Source organism: Mycobacterium sp. 155 (genome assembly GCF_000373905.1).
Lineage (GTDB): Bacteria > Actinomycetota > Actinomycetes > Mycobacteriales > Mycobacteriaceae > Mycobacterium.
In genome coordinates this window covers 3,934,865-3,948,801 of the sequence record NZ_KB892705.1, presented here as the reverse complement: position 1 = coordinate 3,948,801, position 13,937 = coordinate 3,934,865, and the positions used below count along the sequence as shown (strand labels likewise).

Annotated in this window: 17 protein-coding genes; 12 read left to right on the top strand and 5 right to left on the bottom strand. The window is 66.2% G+C overall.

Annotation, left to right across the window (positions count from 1 at the left end; translation table 11 throughout):
* The first annotated feature begins 147 nt into the window (after positions 1–147).
* On the top strand, positions 148–681 hold the full coding sequence (locus B133_RS0118755) for a hypothetical protein (RefSeq protein ID WP_026256615.1): 534 nt from the start codon (positions 148–150) through the stop codon (positions 679–681).
* A gap of 662 nt (positions 682–1,343) precedes the next feature.
* The gene (locus B133_RS0118750) at positions 1,344–1,742 is read left to right on the top strand and encodes a helix-turn-helix transcriptional regulator (protein ID WP_026256614.1); all 399 of its coding nucleotides are present in this window, start codon (positions 1,344–1,346) and stop codon (positions 1,740–1,742) included.
* Positions 1,743–1,836: 94 nt separating this feature from the next.
* Here the strand turns inward: B133_RS0118750 and B133_RS0118745 are convergent, their stop codons facing one another.
* The 3 genes from B133_RS0118745 to B133_RS0118735 are packed head-to-tail and all read right to left on the bottom strand — an operon-like array spanning position 1,837 to position 3,938.
* Positions 1,837–2,976, bottom strand: a complete 1,140-nt coding sequence (locus tag B133_RS0118745) for a hypothetical protein (protein ID WP_018603232.1) — start codon at positions 2,974–2,976, stop codon at positions 1,837–1,839.
* Positions 2,973–3,464, bottom strand: a complete 492-nt coding sequence (locus tag B133_RS0118740; protein ID WP_018603230.1) for an ImmA/IrrE family metallo-endopeptidase — start codon at positions 3,462–3,464, stop codon at positions 2,973–2,975. Before B133_RS0118740 ends, B133_RS0118745 begins: the two co-directional genes overlap by 4 nt.
* Before the next feature lie 27 nt (positions 3,465–3,491).
* On the bottom strand, positions 3,492–3,938 hold the full coding sequence (locus B133_RS0118735; protein WP_018603227.1) for a hypothetical protein: 447 nt from the start codon (positions 3,936–3,938) through the stop codon (positions 3,492–3,494).
* A 31-nt stretch (positions 3,939–3,969) separates the two neighbouring features.
* On the opposite strand from B133_RS0118735, the gene B133_RS0118730 reads away from it, so the two are divergent.
* The 8 genes from B133_RS0118730 to rraA all read left to right on the top strand — a co-directional run bounded on the left by B133_RS0118730 (position 3,970) and on the right by rraA (position 9,299).
* Entirely contained in the window at positions 3,970–4,554 is a 585-nt protein-coding gene (locus B133_RS0118730) for a hypothetical protein (protein WP_018603224.1), read from the top strand.
* 365 nt (positions 4,555–4,919) lie between these two features.
* Positions 4,920–5,576 (top strand): DUF6474 family protein, encoded by a 657-nt coding sequence (locus B133_RS0118720; protein WP_018603221.1) that lies wholly within the window; start codon positions 4,920–4,922, stop codon positions 5,574–5,576.
* Positions 5,577–5,584: 8 nt separating this feature from the next.
* Complete coding sequence (locus B133_RS0118715) at positions 5,585–6,118, top strand: hypothetical protein (RefSeq protein WP_018603220.1); 534 nt, start codon at positions 5,585–5,587, stop codon at positions 6,116–6,118.
* 41 nt (positions 6,119–6,159) lie between these two features.
* Entirely contained in the window at positions 6,160–6,840 is a 681-nt protein-coding gene (locus B133_RS0118710; protein ID WP_026256613.1) for a YcnI family protein, read from the top strand.
* Positions 6,837–7,343, top strand: a complete 507-nt coding sequence (locus B133_RS0118705; protein ID WP_026256612.1) for a copper resistance CopC family protein — start codon at positions 6,837–6,839, stop codon at positions 7,341–7,343. The genes B133_RS0118710 and B133_RS0118705 overlap by 4 nt, the downstream gene beginning before the upstream one ends.
* Entirely contained in the window at positions 7,319–8,260 is a 942-nt protein-coding gene (locus B133_RS0118700; RefSeq protein ID WP_018603217.1) for a CopD family protein, read from the top strand. The genes B133_RS0118705 and B133_RS0118700 overlap by 25 nt, the downstream gene beginning before the upstream one ends.
* Positions 8,261–8,343: 83 nt before the next feature.
* Positions 8,344–8,823, top strand: a complete 480-nt coding sequence (locus B133_RS0118695; protein WP_036419421.1) for a hypothetical protein — start codon at positions 8,344–8,346, stop codon at positions 8,821–8,823.
* Entirely contained in the window at positions 8,820–9,299 is a 480-nt protein-coding gene (gene rraA / locus B133_RS0118690; protein ID WP_018603215.1) for a ribonuclease E activity regulator RraA, read from the top strand. The genes B133_RS0118695 and rraA overlap by 4 nt, the downstream gene beginning before the upstream one ends.
* Positions 9,300–9,368: 69 nt before the next feature.
* On the opposite strand, the gene B133_RS0118685 is transcribed toward rraA, so the two are convergent.
* Entirely contained in the window at positions 9,369–10,838 is a 1,470-nt protein-coding gene (locus tag B133_RS0118685; protein WP_018603214.1) for an NAD(P)/FAD-dependent oxidoreductase, read from the bottom strand.
* Positions 10,839–10,916: 78 nt separating this feature from the next.
* Here B133_RS0118685 and B133_RS0118680 point away from each other — a divergent pair, with 78 nt between their 5' ends.
* Both B133_RS0118680 and dinB read left to right on the top strand, forming a co-directional pair.
* The gene (locus tag B133_RS0118680; RefSeq protein WP_026256611.1) at positions 10,917–11,555 is read left to right on the top strand and encodes a TetR/AcrR family transcriptional regulator; all 639 of its coding nucleotides are present in this window, start codon (positions 10,917–10,919) and stop codon (positions 11,553–11,555) included.
* Between the two features lie 39 nt (positions 11,556–11,594).
* Positions 11,595–12,884 (top strand): DNA polymerase IV, encoded by a 1,290-nt coding sequence (dinB, locus tag B133_RS0118675; protein ID WP_232423324.1) that lies wholly within the window; start codon positions 11,595–11,597, stop codon positions 12,882–12,884.
* A gap of 38 nt (positions 12,885–12,922) precedes the next feature.
* On the opposite strand, the gene B133_RS0118670 is transcribed toward dinB, so the two are convergent.
* A complete protein-coding gene (locus B133_RS0118670) occupies positions 12,923–13,930 on the bottom strand; it encodes a PHP domain-containing protein (protein WP_018603211.1) in 1,008 nt (335 codons plus the stop codon).
* Positions 13,931–13,937: the final 7 nt, after the last annotated feature.

Here is a 13,937-nt window from a genome sequence, read left to right as displayed (position 1 = left end):
CGCGCGATTCGCGCGACGCTCCGTTCTCGTATTGAGACCTGGCCGACCCCGTTTCCCCTTGCACGACCCACGCACCTGCCGCATGCTGAAGTGATCGAGTGCGAAAAGAAAGGTGCCGGCGCCCAACTCCTATGTCCGGGAGGCGAAATGGATTCTAGTTCTTCTCGGGCGATCGAAATCGCCCCGTTTCATTCCGGCGGGTGCCTCAAGGGGTTCGTGGTATCCGGGCGTTGGCCGGACACCACGAAAGAATGGGCACAGCTGCTGATTGTGACCGTGCGGATCGCTTCGGTGCCCGGATTACTCTCCACCACAACGATTTTCGGGGTGCGCGAGGAACTGCCCGAGCAGTCTCAGCCCGGTACGGTCGGACTCGTGCTCGCCGAGGGGCCGGTAGTGGGTGAGTCTGCGCTGCCGCCAGGCTATTTCGCCGCTCATCAGCCGCCCGCACTTCTGTTACTTCATCCACCGTCCGAGACCACACCGTCGCTGCCCGAATGCACCGGTGCCGCATCCGGCTGCGTACTGCTGCCCGGTCTGCCTTATCTCGGGCTGGATCATCGGGCGGCGTGGGTGGAGGCCGAGTCCGACGGCACCGTCACGTCGATGGTGAGTCGAGTCGGCGTGGACCCGATCAGTCATCCGGATACCGCGATTCTGGCCATGCTGCTTGCCGCATGAGTCGGACGTCTGTCCCAAAACTCGGAAGGGTCGTTCTCTCACCGGCAGAACCTGGCCTAGCGATCGATATTGATAAGCGAGTCGAGCGATTTATGCATTCCGCCACTAGGGTATTGACGCCAACGAAGAAGGGCGGCTGTCGAACGTCAGCCCACCCCAGATTGACCGGGACAGCGCGCTTTGGTTGTCCGGTTCGGCGACTCGGGTCGCACAGCCATTCACGGGATGCCTGAGCCGCATGAATCGTCGCCAGCACTGGTTTTCGACGGCTCCGACGGCCGCGTGCGTCAATTGCTGCATGCCGTCGCCGCCGCGCGGCACAGCACTCGCGGGTATCCGCGCTCCAGCAAATGTGCGGTTCCCCGGAGGGGGTCGAGCCTCAGGTTGCCCACAGGAAACCTGTAACAGGCTGCACGAGACGCTGTGGGGAGCTCACCACCGGCAATGCGATGCAACCCTTACTATTTGCTTTGGCACTCGGTGCAATCCTGCCATCGACCTGTGGCGAAGGCCCCGTTTTGCACGGTCAAGGTGGTAAAAACGGTAAGCCGGGTTAACTTTTACGCGGTTTGCACTTGGTAGTTGACACAGTTCTCGCTACGATGGTCAGCAAATACGCCGCCTATTCGTTGCCGCTCAAGATGTATGTGGAGGTCAATTCGATGAGCAAGACGTTCGCCGCCCGTCTCAACCGGCTGTTCGACACGGTTTATCCCCCAGGGCGCGGACCCCATACGTCTGCTGAGGTGATTGCTGCGTTGAAGTCCGAGGGCATCACCATGTCGGCTCCGTACCTCTCGCAGCTCCGGTCGGGCAACCGCACCAACCCGTCAGTGGCCACCATGGCCGCCCTTGCCAACTTCTTCCGGATCAAGCCGGCGTACTTCACCGACGACGAGTACTACGAGAAGCTTGACAAAGAACTGACCTGGCTCGCGAGCATGCGCGATGAAGGGGTTCGCCGTATCGCCGCCCGCACGGTCGGGCTCTCTGCGCAGGCTCAGCAGGACCTTGCCCAAAAGGTCGACGAGCTGCGCCGCCTCGAGCGTCTCGACGACTGACCCGGCCGTCCTCCAGCCGATCATCAGCGACAAAACCCAGACAGGGACCGGCGTCGTCGGTCTCTGTCTGGGTTTTGTGTATCTGCCGCTCTGTTTACGTTCTGCCGCCGGAACGTGGTAAGGCGCGGTACTCCTGCGCAATCGCGAGAATCCACTCACGGTCGGAATACGACTCCGGTTGACGCAACCAGGTCAACCCCGGAAACACCGATCCTTCGCCGTCAGCACCGGAGCTGTCGACACCACGGGTCTGGTAGATCCACCGCGCCACCGCGCGGGCTTGTTGCACCGGCGACACCGCGTCGGGATCGGTTGGGCGGATTTCGGCGCCCACTCTTCGCGGAGGTCCGACTGCTTCGCGCCGGCGTGCCGCGGCGGCGGTCGCCTCCAGGTAGAGCGAGTCCGAGATCAATGACATCCGCTCGGCCACCCGGAACACCAGCGGGCCGCGTGGCCGTACACCGATGCCGGCGTCAGGATGCCTGCGGCCGAGTTCGGTGAGCAGCGGGGCTATGACACGCAATTCCTGTCGGGCACCGAACCAGTCCTCGACGCTTGGCAGCAGCGAGCCGGCAGCAACGACCACCATGGCACAGCCGAGCAGGGTCGCCGCCGATCCGACACCGACCATCGGTGTGTGCCCGACTGCTCGCAGGAGGAAGAACGCGCTGGCGGCAACGATCAGTGCGATACCCAGGCTGAACACGAACAACGCACGGCCCCGGCGGCTCCTGTTCGAGTACCGCAGGCCGGCCCAGACCACCAGCGTGAGGGCCAGCAGCACATACAGCAACGGCAACAGCCACGTGATGCCGTTGCTGCCGAGGTCACGTTTGAGATATTCCTCCGGCGCCATCTCGGGTTGCCTGGGGGACCGGAAGAACAGCACCAGGCTGACGATCGCGACGAGCACGGCCACGCCGTATTGCACCATGGCAAGGCGGAGGGTGATTGCCGGTGAATGATCCGATGCCGCACTGGTGATCATGACGCAACTGCCTGCGGCACAGGCGATGAGCGCGACCTGGCTGAGCGCTATCGCGATATTGGGCCAGTGCGCGACGGTGTCGATCAGCAGGGCGAGCGGTTGCCAGTTAAGCGCAGCCACCACGCCAAGACTGCCGAGCGCAACGATCATGGCCAGGCTGACCAGCGATTGTTTGTTGACCAGTGCCCATCCGATGCGCAGTCCAGTAGCCAGACCGAGCAGGCCGGCGATCACCCAGATGATCAACCAAACGCCTCTCCGAGGCGAACCTGGATGATCGACGACCGGTCGGACGGGAGCCGGCCCAAGCGGTAGAGCAGCAGCGCCGCGAAGTCCTCGGCCTCCTGTTCGATGTCCTCGCCGTTGGGTCCCATGCATCCGGTGCGCTGGTTGAGCATGTAGGCGATCAGATCGGCGCTGGCCAGCTCGACCGATTCCTCGGCGGCCTCGACAATCGAAATCCCTTCGTGGCCCATCACCAGGTGACCCAGTTCGTGCGCCAGAGTCCGGTCCCAAGTCGGCAATCCCTGCTGGATCAGGAAAACGTCCCGATCGGCGTACTGCCGCCACTGACCGCACACCCCCGGCGGCAGCTCCTCCATCACCAGCTCGATCGGTCTACCCCGGTCCTCGCTGACGGCTTCGACCAGGCGAACCAGCGTCACTTCGCCGCGCCGCGGCGCCAGATCGAGCACCGCGTTGACAGCCCGCGTGACAGTACGACTGGCTGACATACCTCCCCCTTTCCGCCGTGTGCCTCGTTACTCGACAAACCGTGCGACGTTGATCCGCACCGCATGCCCGGCTCTGGCCTGGCGATAGCCCACAATGCCTCCCGCCCCGGTCAGCGCCATGATCCCGACCGTCCCCGACACGGCCAGCGCGGCGATCTCGGACGTCCCCGCCGTCCGTAGATAGTCGCCGTAGCCCACCCGGTACGTCGCGGGTATTACCCGGTGGCCATGTCCGCCGGCCTGAGGTGCGGGTGCCGGAGGCGGCTGTTCCGGCCTGGGCTGCATCGCCGGGCGTTGATCCGACCCCGCACCCGACCCGCCGTCACCGCCGGGGGCTCCGGGCGCCACGACCACCGGTGGCACCACGACGGGGATGAGAATCGGTACCGCGGCCGCGGCCGCCAGGCCGGGCGGCGGGGCTGCGGCCGGCTGCGCCGATGCGGGGGCGGACAACTCGCGTTGAGGCGGCTGCACCTGCGGTACCGGAGCCCCGAACAGCTGCGGTATGGCGGCTACTCCGCGGCCTCCGGCGGTCGACGAGACACCACCGGCAACCGAGCTCGACGTGGTGCTCTCGGGGGATGACGAAGTGGTTTTCGACGACGTGGTTTCGGAAGGCGACGAAGTAGAAGTAGTAGAGGCCGTCGTCGACGGCGTGGTGGACGCGGTGGTCGATGGCGTGGTCGATGGCGTAGTGGACGCCGTGGTCGATGACGGAGTCGTCAACGCGGTCGTCGTATTTGTCGAGGTGTCCGTTTCGGTCGCTGTCTCTGTCGGCGGAGTCTTCGTCGGCGACTCCTCACCGGAGGTCGGGTCTGGCGATCCCGACGGGTCGGTCGGGCCGGTCGGGTCGCCCGTGCCGGTGGGTTGGCCAGTGTGGGTCGGTTTACCGGTCTCAGAGGGCCTACCGGTCTTGGTCGGGCCACCGGTCCCGGTGGGTTGGTGGGTGTGGGTGGCGTCGGTGGGTGGTTTTGTGTGCCCGCCCGGCTGCTGTCCGCCATGGCCTTCGTCGTCGGACCCAGACCCTCGACCGGGTCCGCGTGGCTTGCCGCCGTCGTCGTTCCCGTGGCCGTTGCCGTCCTTGTTCTGACCGGCGCCGGCGCCGGCAGAATCGCCGGCACCGCGACCGGAGTCGCTCCCGCCGTGGTCTGGATCGGCAAATGCCAGCGCACCGCCTACACCGGCGATGAGCAGGCCGGAAGTCACCATGATGGTTGAGGCGGCGACACGCACCCGCGAACGCACTCTGTCACCCCCTTTCCGCGCATCGCCCAACGATGTATTGATGTGCTGACATTGTCGCACAGCTGGGCTAGCCGGTTTGCTAGCTGTGGCGATTAACCCGGTCGCCGCCGGGGCGTGGAGGCAGAGCAAATCCGCTGGAAGATACTGTGGGTCAGCAGCAGTGCAGCGGTGAGAACCAATACTCGACGAGACGACCCGGAGGCAGCCGGAATGGGCCTGTTCACGCCACGCAAAAGCCGTGCAACCCGCCGAGCCGAAGCCCGCGCGATCAAGGCCAAGGCCAAGCTGGAAGCCCGGCTTACCGCAAAGAACGAGGCCCGGCGAATCAAAGGGGACCGCAAGGCCGAGCGCAAGGCACTCGAAGCCCAGCTCAAAGCCCAGCGCAACAGTGACCGCAACGCACTCAAAGTGGCCGAGACCCAGCTGAAGGCAGCCCGCGAGGGCAAGCTGCTATCACCGCTCCGGATCCGCCGACTGCTGACCATCACGCGTTTGCTGGCACCGGTTCTCGTGCCGTTGGTCTACCGGGTCGCCATCGCCGCACGAGGCGCCATCGATGAACGCAGGGCCGATCAGCTCGGCGTGCCGTTGAGTCAGCTCGGCCAGTTCTCCGGGCACGGCGGTCAGCTGTCGGCTCGTATCGCCGGTGCCGAACAATCCCTGCGCCTGGTCGCCGACAAGGCCCCGAAGGACGCCGAGACCAAGCAATTCGTTGCGGCTATCACCGATCGGCTCACCGACCTGAGTGCCGCGGTGGCCGCCGCCGAACACATGCCCACCGCGCGCCGCCGGGGCGCCCATGCGGCTATCGCCGCCCAGCTCGACGGCATCGACGCCGACCTGCTGGCCCGGCTCGGTCTGGTCTGACCCGTGCGATGACCGGCGCCCGGACCGATCCTGCGGCCGCACTGCGAGGTGTGTCCGTCGGGGTACTCACCGCCGCGCTGGCGGTGGCCGCCCACGGAACCGCGGGCGGAGGATGGCCGGGCGGCGCGGGCACCGCCCAGCTTGCACTGCTGGCTGTGACCCTCGGCGCGGTGGCGTCGAGGGTCCGTGCCACGACCGGCGCCCTGGCGCTCTCCGGTCTGCTCGGAGTCGGACAGCTGCTGGCCCATGTGCTACTCGCCATCGACGGCCATGCTCACAGATCGCATCCGCTACAGCCCAGCGTATTCATGCTGGTAGCGCACCTGGTCGCCGTCACGATCGGGGCCCTTCTCATCACGGGTGGAACGCGGCTGTGCGCCGCACTGTCCCGGACCGTCCGTGCGATGGTGCGCCCCGCACACCCGAGATCGGAGCCGGCGACGCGCGCCGCCGTGCGTAGCGCCGACCAGCCGCTGCATTCCGCGCGGCTGTTGGGCAGTTCGATGTCCCATCGGGGTCCGCCGGTCGGCGTCATCCGCTGACCTACCCATCCCCGATCATCCACGAAAGACATCGAGCCACAATGAAATCCCGTAGCCGGGTGCGTTCGCGCGCCCTGCCCGCCGCTGCAGCGGCTCTGGCGGCCGGCCTGCTCACCGCGGCGCCCGCGTCCGCCCACGTCCATGTCAATGCCGACAACCCCACGCCGGGCAGCACATCGCTGCTCACCTTCCAGGTTCCCGGTGAATCCGAGACCGGGGCTCTGACAACACAATTGAGCGTCGCCCTGCCCAACGTCGCCTCCGCACGTGCTGAGGTCATGCCGGGCTGGACGGTCAAGCTGGACCGCGACACCGCGGCGGGCACCACCCGTTCGGTGACCTGGACAGCTGCCCCTGGCGTCGGCATCTCGCCCGACCAGTTCGCCTTGTTCCGGATCGCGGTGAAGCTGCCGAACACCGATACGGTGAGTTTCCCTGCCACCCAGACATATTCGGATGGCGAGGTGGTGCATTGGGATCAGGCCCCGCTGCCCGGCGGCGGCGAGCCGGAGCACCCGGCACCCGAGCTGAGGTTGTCTGGCGCGGCCACCGGAGATGACGACCACGATCACGAGGCCACCCCGACCATCACCGCGACGGTGCAATCTGCCCAGCACCCGGCTGGTACCGCCGACAACACGGCGCGTTGGCTGGCCGGCGGCGCGCTGACGGTGGCCGCGGTCGCCGTGGTGGCGGCGCTGGCAGCACGGCGCCGGTCATGAGGCGTGTACTCGCAACAGTTCTGGCCGGATTCGCCTTGGCAGCAATGTCATTGGCTATGGCCGGCACCGCGTCGGCGCATGCCACCAGGATCGCCACCGACCCCGCCGAACACGCCGCGCTGACCGTCTCACCGCAACGGGTCAGCGCGACATTCAACGAGGTCCTGCAAAAGACGTTCGCCGACATGACGGTCGTCGGGCCCGACGGCAACCTGTGGTCGACCGGCGGCGCCCAGGTGCAGGGCGCGGTCATCAGCATGGCGGTGCGACCGCTCGGACCTGCAGGCACGTACACGGTGAACTACCGGGTCACCTCGGCAGACGGACACGTGGTATCCGGATCGTGGTCGTTCGAGCTGACCGTGGCGGGTAGTGGGACACCGGGACCGCCCGCCGGATCGGCGAGCCGTTCCGACGGCAGCGTGCCAGTGTGGCCGTTCGTGGTGGCGGCCGCGTTGATCGCGGGTGGCGGAGCTTGGTGGGTACTGCGCCGCCGGTCGTGATCCGACGGGTGGTGGCCTGCGGTGTGCTCATCGTCGCTGCGTCGGTGGCCGGCGCCTGGGCGCTGGCCTATCCCCAGAGCTCGGTGGGCGATGCCTCGGCACGCGCCGCGGCCGACGGTGCCGCCGTGGTCACCGTGGGGCTGGCCGTGGTGCCGATGCTCGACACGGCGCGTTACCGTGCCGAGTCGATCCGGTCGACGACCGGACCGTTGGTCTGGAGCAGTGTGCTCTGGCTGTTGGCCGAGTTGGTACGGCTGATCGTCGAAACGGCCAGGGCGGCCGATGCATCCGTGCTGCACCTCGGCGTGCGGACCAGCACCGAGTTCGCGCTGCACACCACGGCGGGCCGGTCCACCGTGGCCGGCATCGTCGCGGCACTGGCAGTCGGCGTCGTCGCGCTCACCTTGCCGCGGACTGCGACGGCGCTGATCGCGACATCCGGAATCGCAGCCGCCGGGCTGGCGGCCCGGACACTGTCGGGACACCTCGCCGAAAGCCCTGTCGGCGGGTTTGCAGTGGCTGTGCACGCGCTGGCCGCGGCGTTGTGGTGCGGCGTGCTGGCCGCTCTGGTCCTCACGGTGACACATCGGGGGCAGTGGGCGCGGGTGCTGCCGCGATTCTCCCAGCTGTCGCTGATGTGCGTGATGGTGCTGATCGTCGCGGGGGTGCTCGGTGCGCTGATCCGGCTGGATGCCCCGGCAGAGCTGTGGATGACCGGTTACGGCCGGCTGCTGTCGGCGAAGATCGTGCTGACTGCGGGTCTGCTGATGCTGGCCTGGCACAATAGGGCCGGCTGGGTGCCTGCGGCGCGTGCACATCGGGCGACCGCAAGACTGTCCCGGTCCCGGTCACTGACCGAGCTGGCCGTGATGACCGTCGTCGTCACGTTTGCCGCGGCGTTGGCCGTGGCCGGTTGACCCGAAAGCCGCCTGGCATGATGGGGACGACTGCCCACCAGCCCGTCGGCGCGGAGTACCAGACACTGCAAAGGAGCAGCCAGATGGCAGAGCAGCAGGATCAATCCGAGGACAAGCCGGGCGCTGGTTCCGAAGCTCCCGCGGCCGGTCCGTCAGATGCTGCTGCCGATCCCGGTGCTGTGACGCCGCCCGCCAAGAAGGTCCCCGCCAAGAAGGCACCGGCGAAGAAGGCACCGGCCAAAAAGGCACCAGCGAAGGCCGCCGCCGCGAAGGCGCCGGCCAAAAAAGCTCCCGCAAAGAAAGCGCCGGCCAAAAAGGCACCCGCCAAGCAGCCGCCCGCGCCGCCGCAAACACCCGACGCTCTGACATCAGCAGCGGAAGAGGCTGCGGCACAAGCGAAGTCGGCGGTAGCCACGGCGCCCAATCCGGCGGTGCCGGTCCAGCCCGCGCCGTCGCTGCTGCCTCTCGCGGCGGCCGCGGTAGTCGGCGCGTTGGTGGTACTGCTGGTGTTCCTCACGCGGCGCCGCTCCGGCCGCGAGCACCCTGAAATAATCGCGCAGTGAGTATCGAACCCCGTGCCACCGCCGATCTGGTCGACGAGATCTATCCCGACGTCCGCAGCTGCGACCTGCAGTTGCGGAACTACGGCGCCAGGACGATGTTCGCCGGCCAGATCACCACGGTGCGTTGCTTCCAGGACAACGCCCTACTCAAGTCAATCCTGTCCACCCCGGGTGACGGCGGGGTGCTCGTGGTCGACGGATCGGGTTCCCTGCACACCGCGCTGGTGGGCGACATCATTGCCGGACTGGCGTACGACAACGGCTGGTCCGGGGTGATCGTGAACGGCGCGGTGCGTGATGCGGCAACATTGCGCACCATCGACGTCGGCATCAAGGCCCTGGGCACCAATCCTCGTAAGGGCAGCAAGACCGGCGAGGGCGAGCGCGACGTCGAGGTCAGCTTCGGTGGTGTGACGTTCGTGCCGGGCGAGATCGCCTACTGCGACGACGACGGCATCGTGGTGGTCGCCGCCTAGCGCGAGCAGACGCTGAGGTCCCTCGACACGCCGGTACCGAGGGACCTTTGCGTCTGCTCGGCGGGAAAACTAAACCGGCACGGCCGCCCGGTGCTTGGTGAAGTGCAGCGACTGCTCGTCGACCTTGCCGTACCGGATGGTCCGCATATCGAAGAAGTAGTTCTGCTTGAGCTTCCACGGTGCTTCCGACCCCGACTTGGGCAGGCTGTCCACCGCCCGCCGGAAGTAGCCCGGTGTGAAGTCCATGAACGGCAGCTCATCGATGCTGTCGCCGGGGTGCTGCGGCTCGACCCGGTCAAAACCGTTGGTGTCCATGTAGTTCAGCAGTCTGCAGATGAACTCGGACACCAGGTCGGCCTTCAGCGTCCAGGAGGCGTTGGTATAGCCGAACGTGATCGCCATGTTCGGCACTCCCGAGAGCATCAGACCCTTGTAGGTCATGCACCCGGGCAGGTCGATCGGCTCGCCGTTACGGTAGGCCACCGCGCCCCCGAACAATTGCATGTTCAAACCCGTTGCCGTGACGATGATGTCAGCCTGTAACTCCTCACCGGAGGTCAACTTGATGCCGGTCTCGGTGAAGGTCTCGATGGTGTCGGTGACGACCCCGGCCTTGCCCGACCGAATGGCCTTGAACAGATCACCGTTGGGCGCCAAGCAGACTCGCTGATCCCACGGGTTGTAGCGCGGGCTGAAGTGCGTGTCGTAGTCGAAACCCTCGGGCAACCGGCGCTCGGCCATCTGACGCAGTGCCTTTTTGAACACCCCCGGAAATTTCCGGGCGATCTGGTATTGCCCGGTGCTGTTTCCGATCTGCTTCCATCGGTTGGCGAAATGCGCCAGGCGCTTCGGTAGATACCTGTTGGCCTTCTCGGCGAAGGGATCGACGAGCGGTAGGGCGCCGATATAGGTCGGCGACCGCTGAAGCATCGTCACATGACCCGCACCGCCGTCAACCAACGATGGGATCAGGGTCACGGCGGTTGCGCCGGAACCGATGACGACAATCTTCTTACCTGCGTACTCCAAGTCCTCCGGCCAGTGCTGGGGGTGGATGATCTGACCTTTGAAGTCTGCGGCGCCCGGAAACTCCGGCGAGTAGCCCTCGTCGTAGTTGTAGTAGCCGCTGCACACCGATAAGAACGACGCGGTGATCTGCTCGGCTTCACCGTTGTGCTCGACGTTGACCGTCCAGCGGTTGTCGGCGTCCGACCAGTCCACCGACGTGACACGGTGGCCGGTGCGGATGTGCTTATCGATGCCGTTCTCGACGGCAGCCTCGTTGATGTAGTTCCAGATCGACTGGCCGTCGGCGATCGAGCGGGCCGACTCCCACGGCTTGAACCGGAAGCCGAGGGTGAACATGTCGGAGTCCGAGCGGATGCCCGGGTACTTGAAGAGATCCCAGGTGCCACCGACGTTCTGCCGGCGCTCCAGGACCACGTAGCTCTTGCTCGGGCAGCGGTGCTGCAGGTGCCAGGCCGTGCTGATACCGGAGATTCCGGCGCCGACGATCACGACGTCGAAGTGTTCGATCATGGTACCGACGGTATCAACACCATGTTGATTCAGTCAACGATATGTCGGAAATTTCGACGCACTGTTAGTCTGCTGGTTGTGGCAACTGCCCAGACCCGCGCCCCACGCGGCCGCCGCGCGACGAGACCGTCGGGTGACGACCGTGAAGCGGCAATCTTGGCGACGGCGTCGCGACTGCTCGAGACCAAGGCGTTCGCCGACATCTCGGTCGACGATCTGGCTAAGGGCGCAGGCATCTCGCGGCCCACGTTCTACTTCTATTTCACCTCCAAGGAAGCCGTCCTGTTATCCCTGCTCGATCCGCTGATCAAGCGAGCGGACACCGGCTTCGACAAGGCATTGGAAGATATGCCTGCGGACCCCAAGCGGGCGATCCGCCGCGGTATCGAGATCTTCTTCAGTTCATTCGGATCGCATCCGGCAACCGCACGCGCGGGCACCGAGGCACTGAACAGCAGCCCAGAATTCCGGGACTTCTGGTCCGGCCTGATGCAGAAGTGGATCAGCCTGACCGCAGCCCTGATCACTGCCGAACGCCAACGCGGCACCGCGCCGGACACCATCCCCGCGCTCGACCTGGCCACCTCACTCAATTTGATGAACGAGCGCATGATGATGGCCACGCTCGCCGGCGAACAACCTGCTGTAGAGCACGAGAAGGTCGTCGACACCCTCGCGCATATCTGGCTCACGAGCATCTATGGGACCGCCGCCTGACCGCTGGCATAGGCATCTGTCGGAGCAGCATGCGAACATATGTTCGTGTCTGATGGTCAGGCTTCTGCCGTTTCACCTACTCCGCAGGCTTCTGCCGTTTCACCTGCTCCGCAGGCTTCTGCCGTTTCACCTGCTCCGCAGGTGGCCATCCTGCACGCCGATCTCGACTCGTTCTACGCGTCGGTCGAGCAGCGCGACGATCCCGCGTTGCGGGGCCGGCCGGTGATCGTCGGGGCGGGCGTGGTGTTGGCGGCCAGCTACGAAGCCAAGGCATTCGGCGTGCGGACGGCGATGGGCGGCCATCAGGCCCGCGCCTTGTGCCCGCAAGCCGTCGTCGTGGCACCGCGGATGGCGGCATACACACAGGCCAGCCGCGATGTTTTCGAGGTCTTCCACGACACCACGCCCATCGTCGAGCCGTTGTCGGTGGACGAGGCATTTCTCGACGTGTCCGGCCTCGGCCGGGTGGCGGGAACGCCGGTTCAGATCGCCGGGCGGTTGCGTGAGCAGGTTCGTGCCCGGGTCGGCCTGCCGATCACCGTCGGCATCGCCCGGACGAAGTTTCTGGCCAAGGTGGCCAGTCAGGAAGCAAAGCCCGACGGGCTACTGCTGGTCCCGCCGGACCGGGAACTGGCGTTCCTGCGTCCGCTGCCGGTGCGCCGGCTGTGGGGTGTCGGAGCCAAGACGGCCGAGAAACTGCACGCGCACGGTATCGAGACAGTGGCCGATGTCGCCGAACTGCCCGAGTCCGCGCTCTCCGCGATGGTCGGCGGGGCCATGGGCCGTCAGCTGTTCGCGTTGTCCCGCAACATCGATCGGCGCCGGGTGACCACCGGGGTGCGACGACATTCGGTCGGTGCTCAGCGAGCCCTCGGCCGCCGCGGCAACATCATGTCGGCGACCGAGGTCGACGCCGTGGTGATCAGCCTCGTCGAGCGCATCACCCGCAGGATGCGCGCGTCCGGACGCACCGGCCGAACTGTGGTGCTGCGCCTGCGGTTCGACGATTACGGCCGAGCCACGCGATCGCACACGCTGCCGCGAGCCACCGCGTCTACCGAGGACGTCCTGGGTGCGGCCCGTGCATTGGTCGACGCAGCTGCGCCGCTGGTCGCTCAGCGGGGTCTTACCCTGATCGGCTTCGCAGTGTGCAACATCGATCGTGACGGCAGTCAGCAGCTGGAGCTCCCGTTCGACAGCGGCCCGGATCTCGTCGCCGTGGATTCGGCAGTGGACCAGATCCGGCAGCGGTTCGGTACCGCGCTGCTGACACGGGGCGTGCTGGTCGGCCGCGAACAGGGGTGGGAGATGCCTATGCTGCCCGATTAATGCAGTTGAGCTTCTTGCCGAGAGAGAATCCGTTTAGCTCAGCGACCTGAGGTCCACTGCAGCAGATCATCGGCAGGCCAGGTGTTGACGATGCGCTCGACCGGGACATCGGTGTCGAGCGCCCGCTGGGCACCGTAACCGAGAAAGTCGAGTTGGCCGGGGGCGTGCGAATCGGTGTCGATACTGAACAGACAACCGATCTCCAGTGCCTGCTTCAACAGCCGGGTCGGCGGGTCGCGGCGCTCGGGGCGGGAGTTGATCTCCACCGCGACGCCGTGGTCCCGGCAGGCGGTGAACACCTTGTCCGCGTCGAACTTCGACTCGGGACGAGTGCCGCGGCCGCCCGTGACGAGCCGGCCGGTGCAGTGGCCGAGGATGTCCACATGCGGGTTCGAGACCGCCTTGAACATGCGACGCGTCATCGACGCGGCGTCCATGGCGAGTTTGGAATGCACACTGGCCACCACTACGTCGAGCCGCTCCAACAACTCAGGTTCCTGATCGAGAGAGCCGTCCTCGAGGATGTCAACCTCGATGCCGGTGAGGATTCGCATGGGTGCGACCGTGTCGCGCAGGTCGTCGATGACGTCGAGTTGCTCACGCAGCCGCTCCGGGGACAGTCCGTTGGCGATCTTGAGTCGCGGCGAGTGATCGGTCAACGCGCAGTATTCATGCCCCAATTCCTTTGCGGCGAGCATCATCTCCTCGATCGGCGCGGAACCGTCCGACCAGTTGGAGTGCACATGCAGGTCGCCGCGTAGCGCGGAGCGAATCTCACCACCACCCAGATCGGTTGCTGTCGAACGTAATTCGACCAGTACCTCGGGCTCGCGGCCGGCCCATGCCTGCGCGATGACCGTCGCGGTCTTGGGTCCGATACCGGGCAGAGACTGCCAACTATTGGCCGCACCCAGCCGTTGACGCTGCTCGTCGGTCAGCGCCTCGACCACGTCGGCGGCCCGCCGGTAGGCCATCACCCGGCGCGGGTCCTCCCGGGCCCGGTCCTTGTAGTACGCGATCTGGCGTAGTGCGGTCACCGGATCCATGGGCTCC

What these genes read in the sequence shown, in the direction of transcription:
- B133_RS0118755 (WP_026256615.1), top strand. Translation starts at nt 148, where the DNA reads ATGGATTCTAGTTCTTCTCGGGCGATCGAAATCGCCCCGTTTCATTCC.
- B133_RS0118750 (WP_026256614.1), top strand. Translation starts at nt 1,344, where the DNA reads ATGAGCAAGACGTTCGCCGCCCGTCTCAACCGGCTGTTCGACACGGTT.
- B133_RS0118740 (WP_018603230.1), bottom strand. Translation starts at nt 3,464, where the DNA reads ATGTCAGCCAGTCGTACTGTCACGCGGGCTGTCAACGCGGTGCTCGAT.
- B133_RS0118730 (WP_018603224.1), top strand. Translation starts at nt 3,970, where the DNA reads ATGGCGGCTACTCCGCGGCCTCCGGCGGTCGACGAGACACCACCGGCA.
- B133_RS0118720 (WP_018603221.1), top strand. Translation starts at nt 4,920, where the DNA reads ATGGGCCTGTTCACGCCACGCAAAAGCCGTGCAACCCGCCGAGCCGAA.
- B133_RS0118715 (WP_018603220.1), top strand. Translation starts at nt 5,585, where the DNA reads ATGACCGGCGCCCGGACCGATCCTGCGGCCGCACTGCGAGGTGTGTCC.
- B133_RS0118710 (WP_026256613.1), top strand. Translation starts at nt 6,160, where the DNA reads ATGAAATCCCGTAGCCGGGTGCGTTCGCGCGCCCTGCCCGCCGCTGCA.
- B133_RS0118705 (WP_026256612.1), top strand. Translation starts at nt 6,837, where the DNA reads ATGAGGCGTGTACTCGCAACAGTTCTGGCCGGATTCGCCTTGGCAGCA.
- B133_RS0118695 (WP_036419421.1), top strand. Translation starts at nt 8,344, where the DNA reads ATGGCAGAGCAGCAGGATCAATCCGAGGACAAGCCGGGCGCTGGTTCC.
- B133_RS0118685 (WP_018603214.1), bottom strand. Translation starts at nt 10,838, where the DNA reads ATGATCGAACACTTCGACGTCGTGATCGTCGGCGCCGGAATCTCCGGT.
- dinB (WP_232423324.1), top strand. Translation starts at nt 11,595, where the DNA reads ATGTTCGTGTCTGATGGTCAGGCTTCTGCCGTTTCACCTACTCCGCAG.
- B133_RS0118670 (WP_018603211.1), bottom strand. Translation starts at nt 13,930, where the DNA reads ATGGATCCGGTGACCGCACTACGCCAGATCGCGTACTACAAGGACCGG.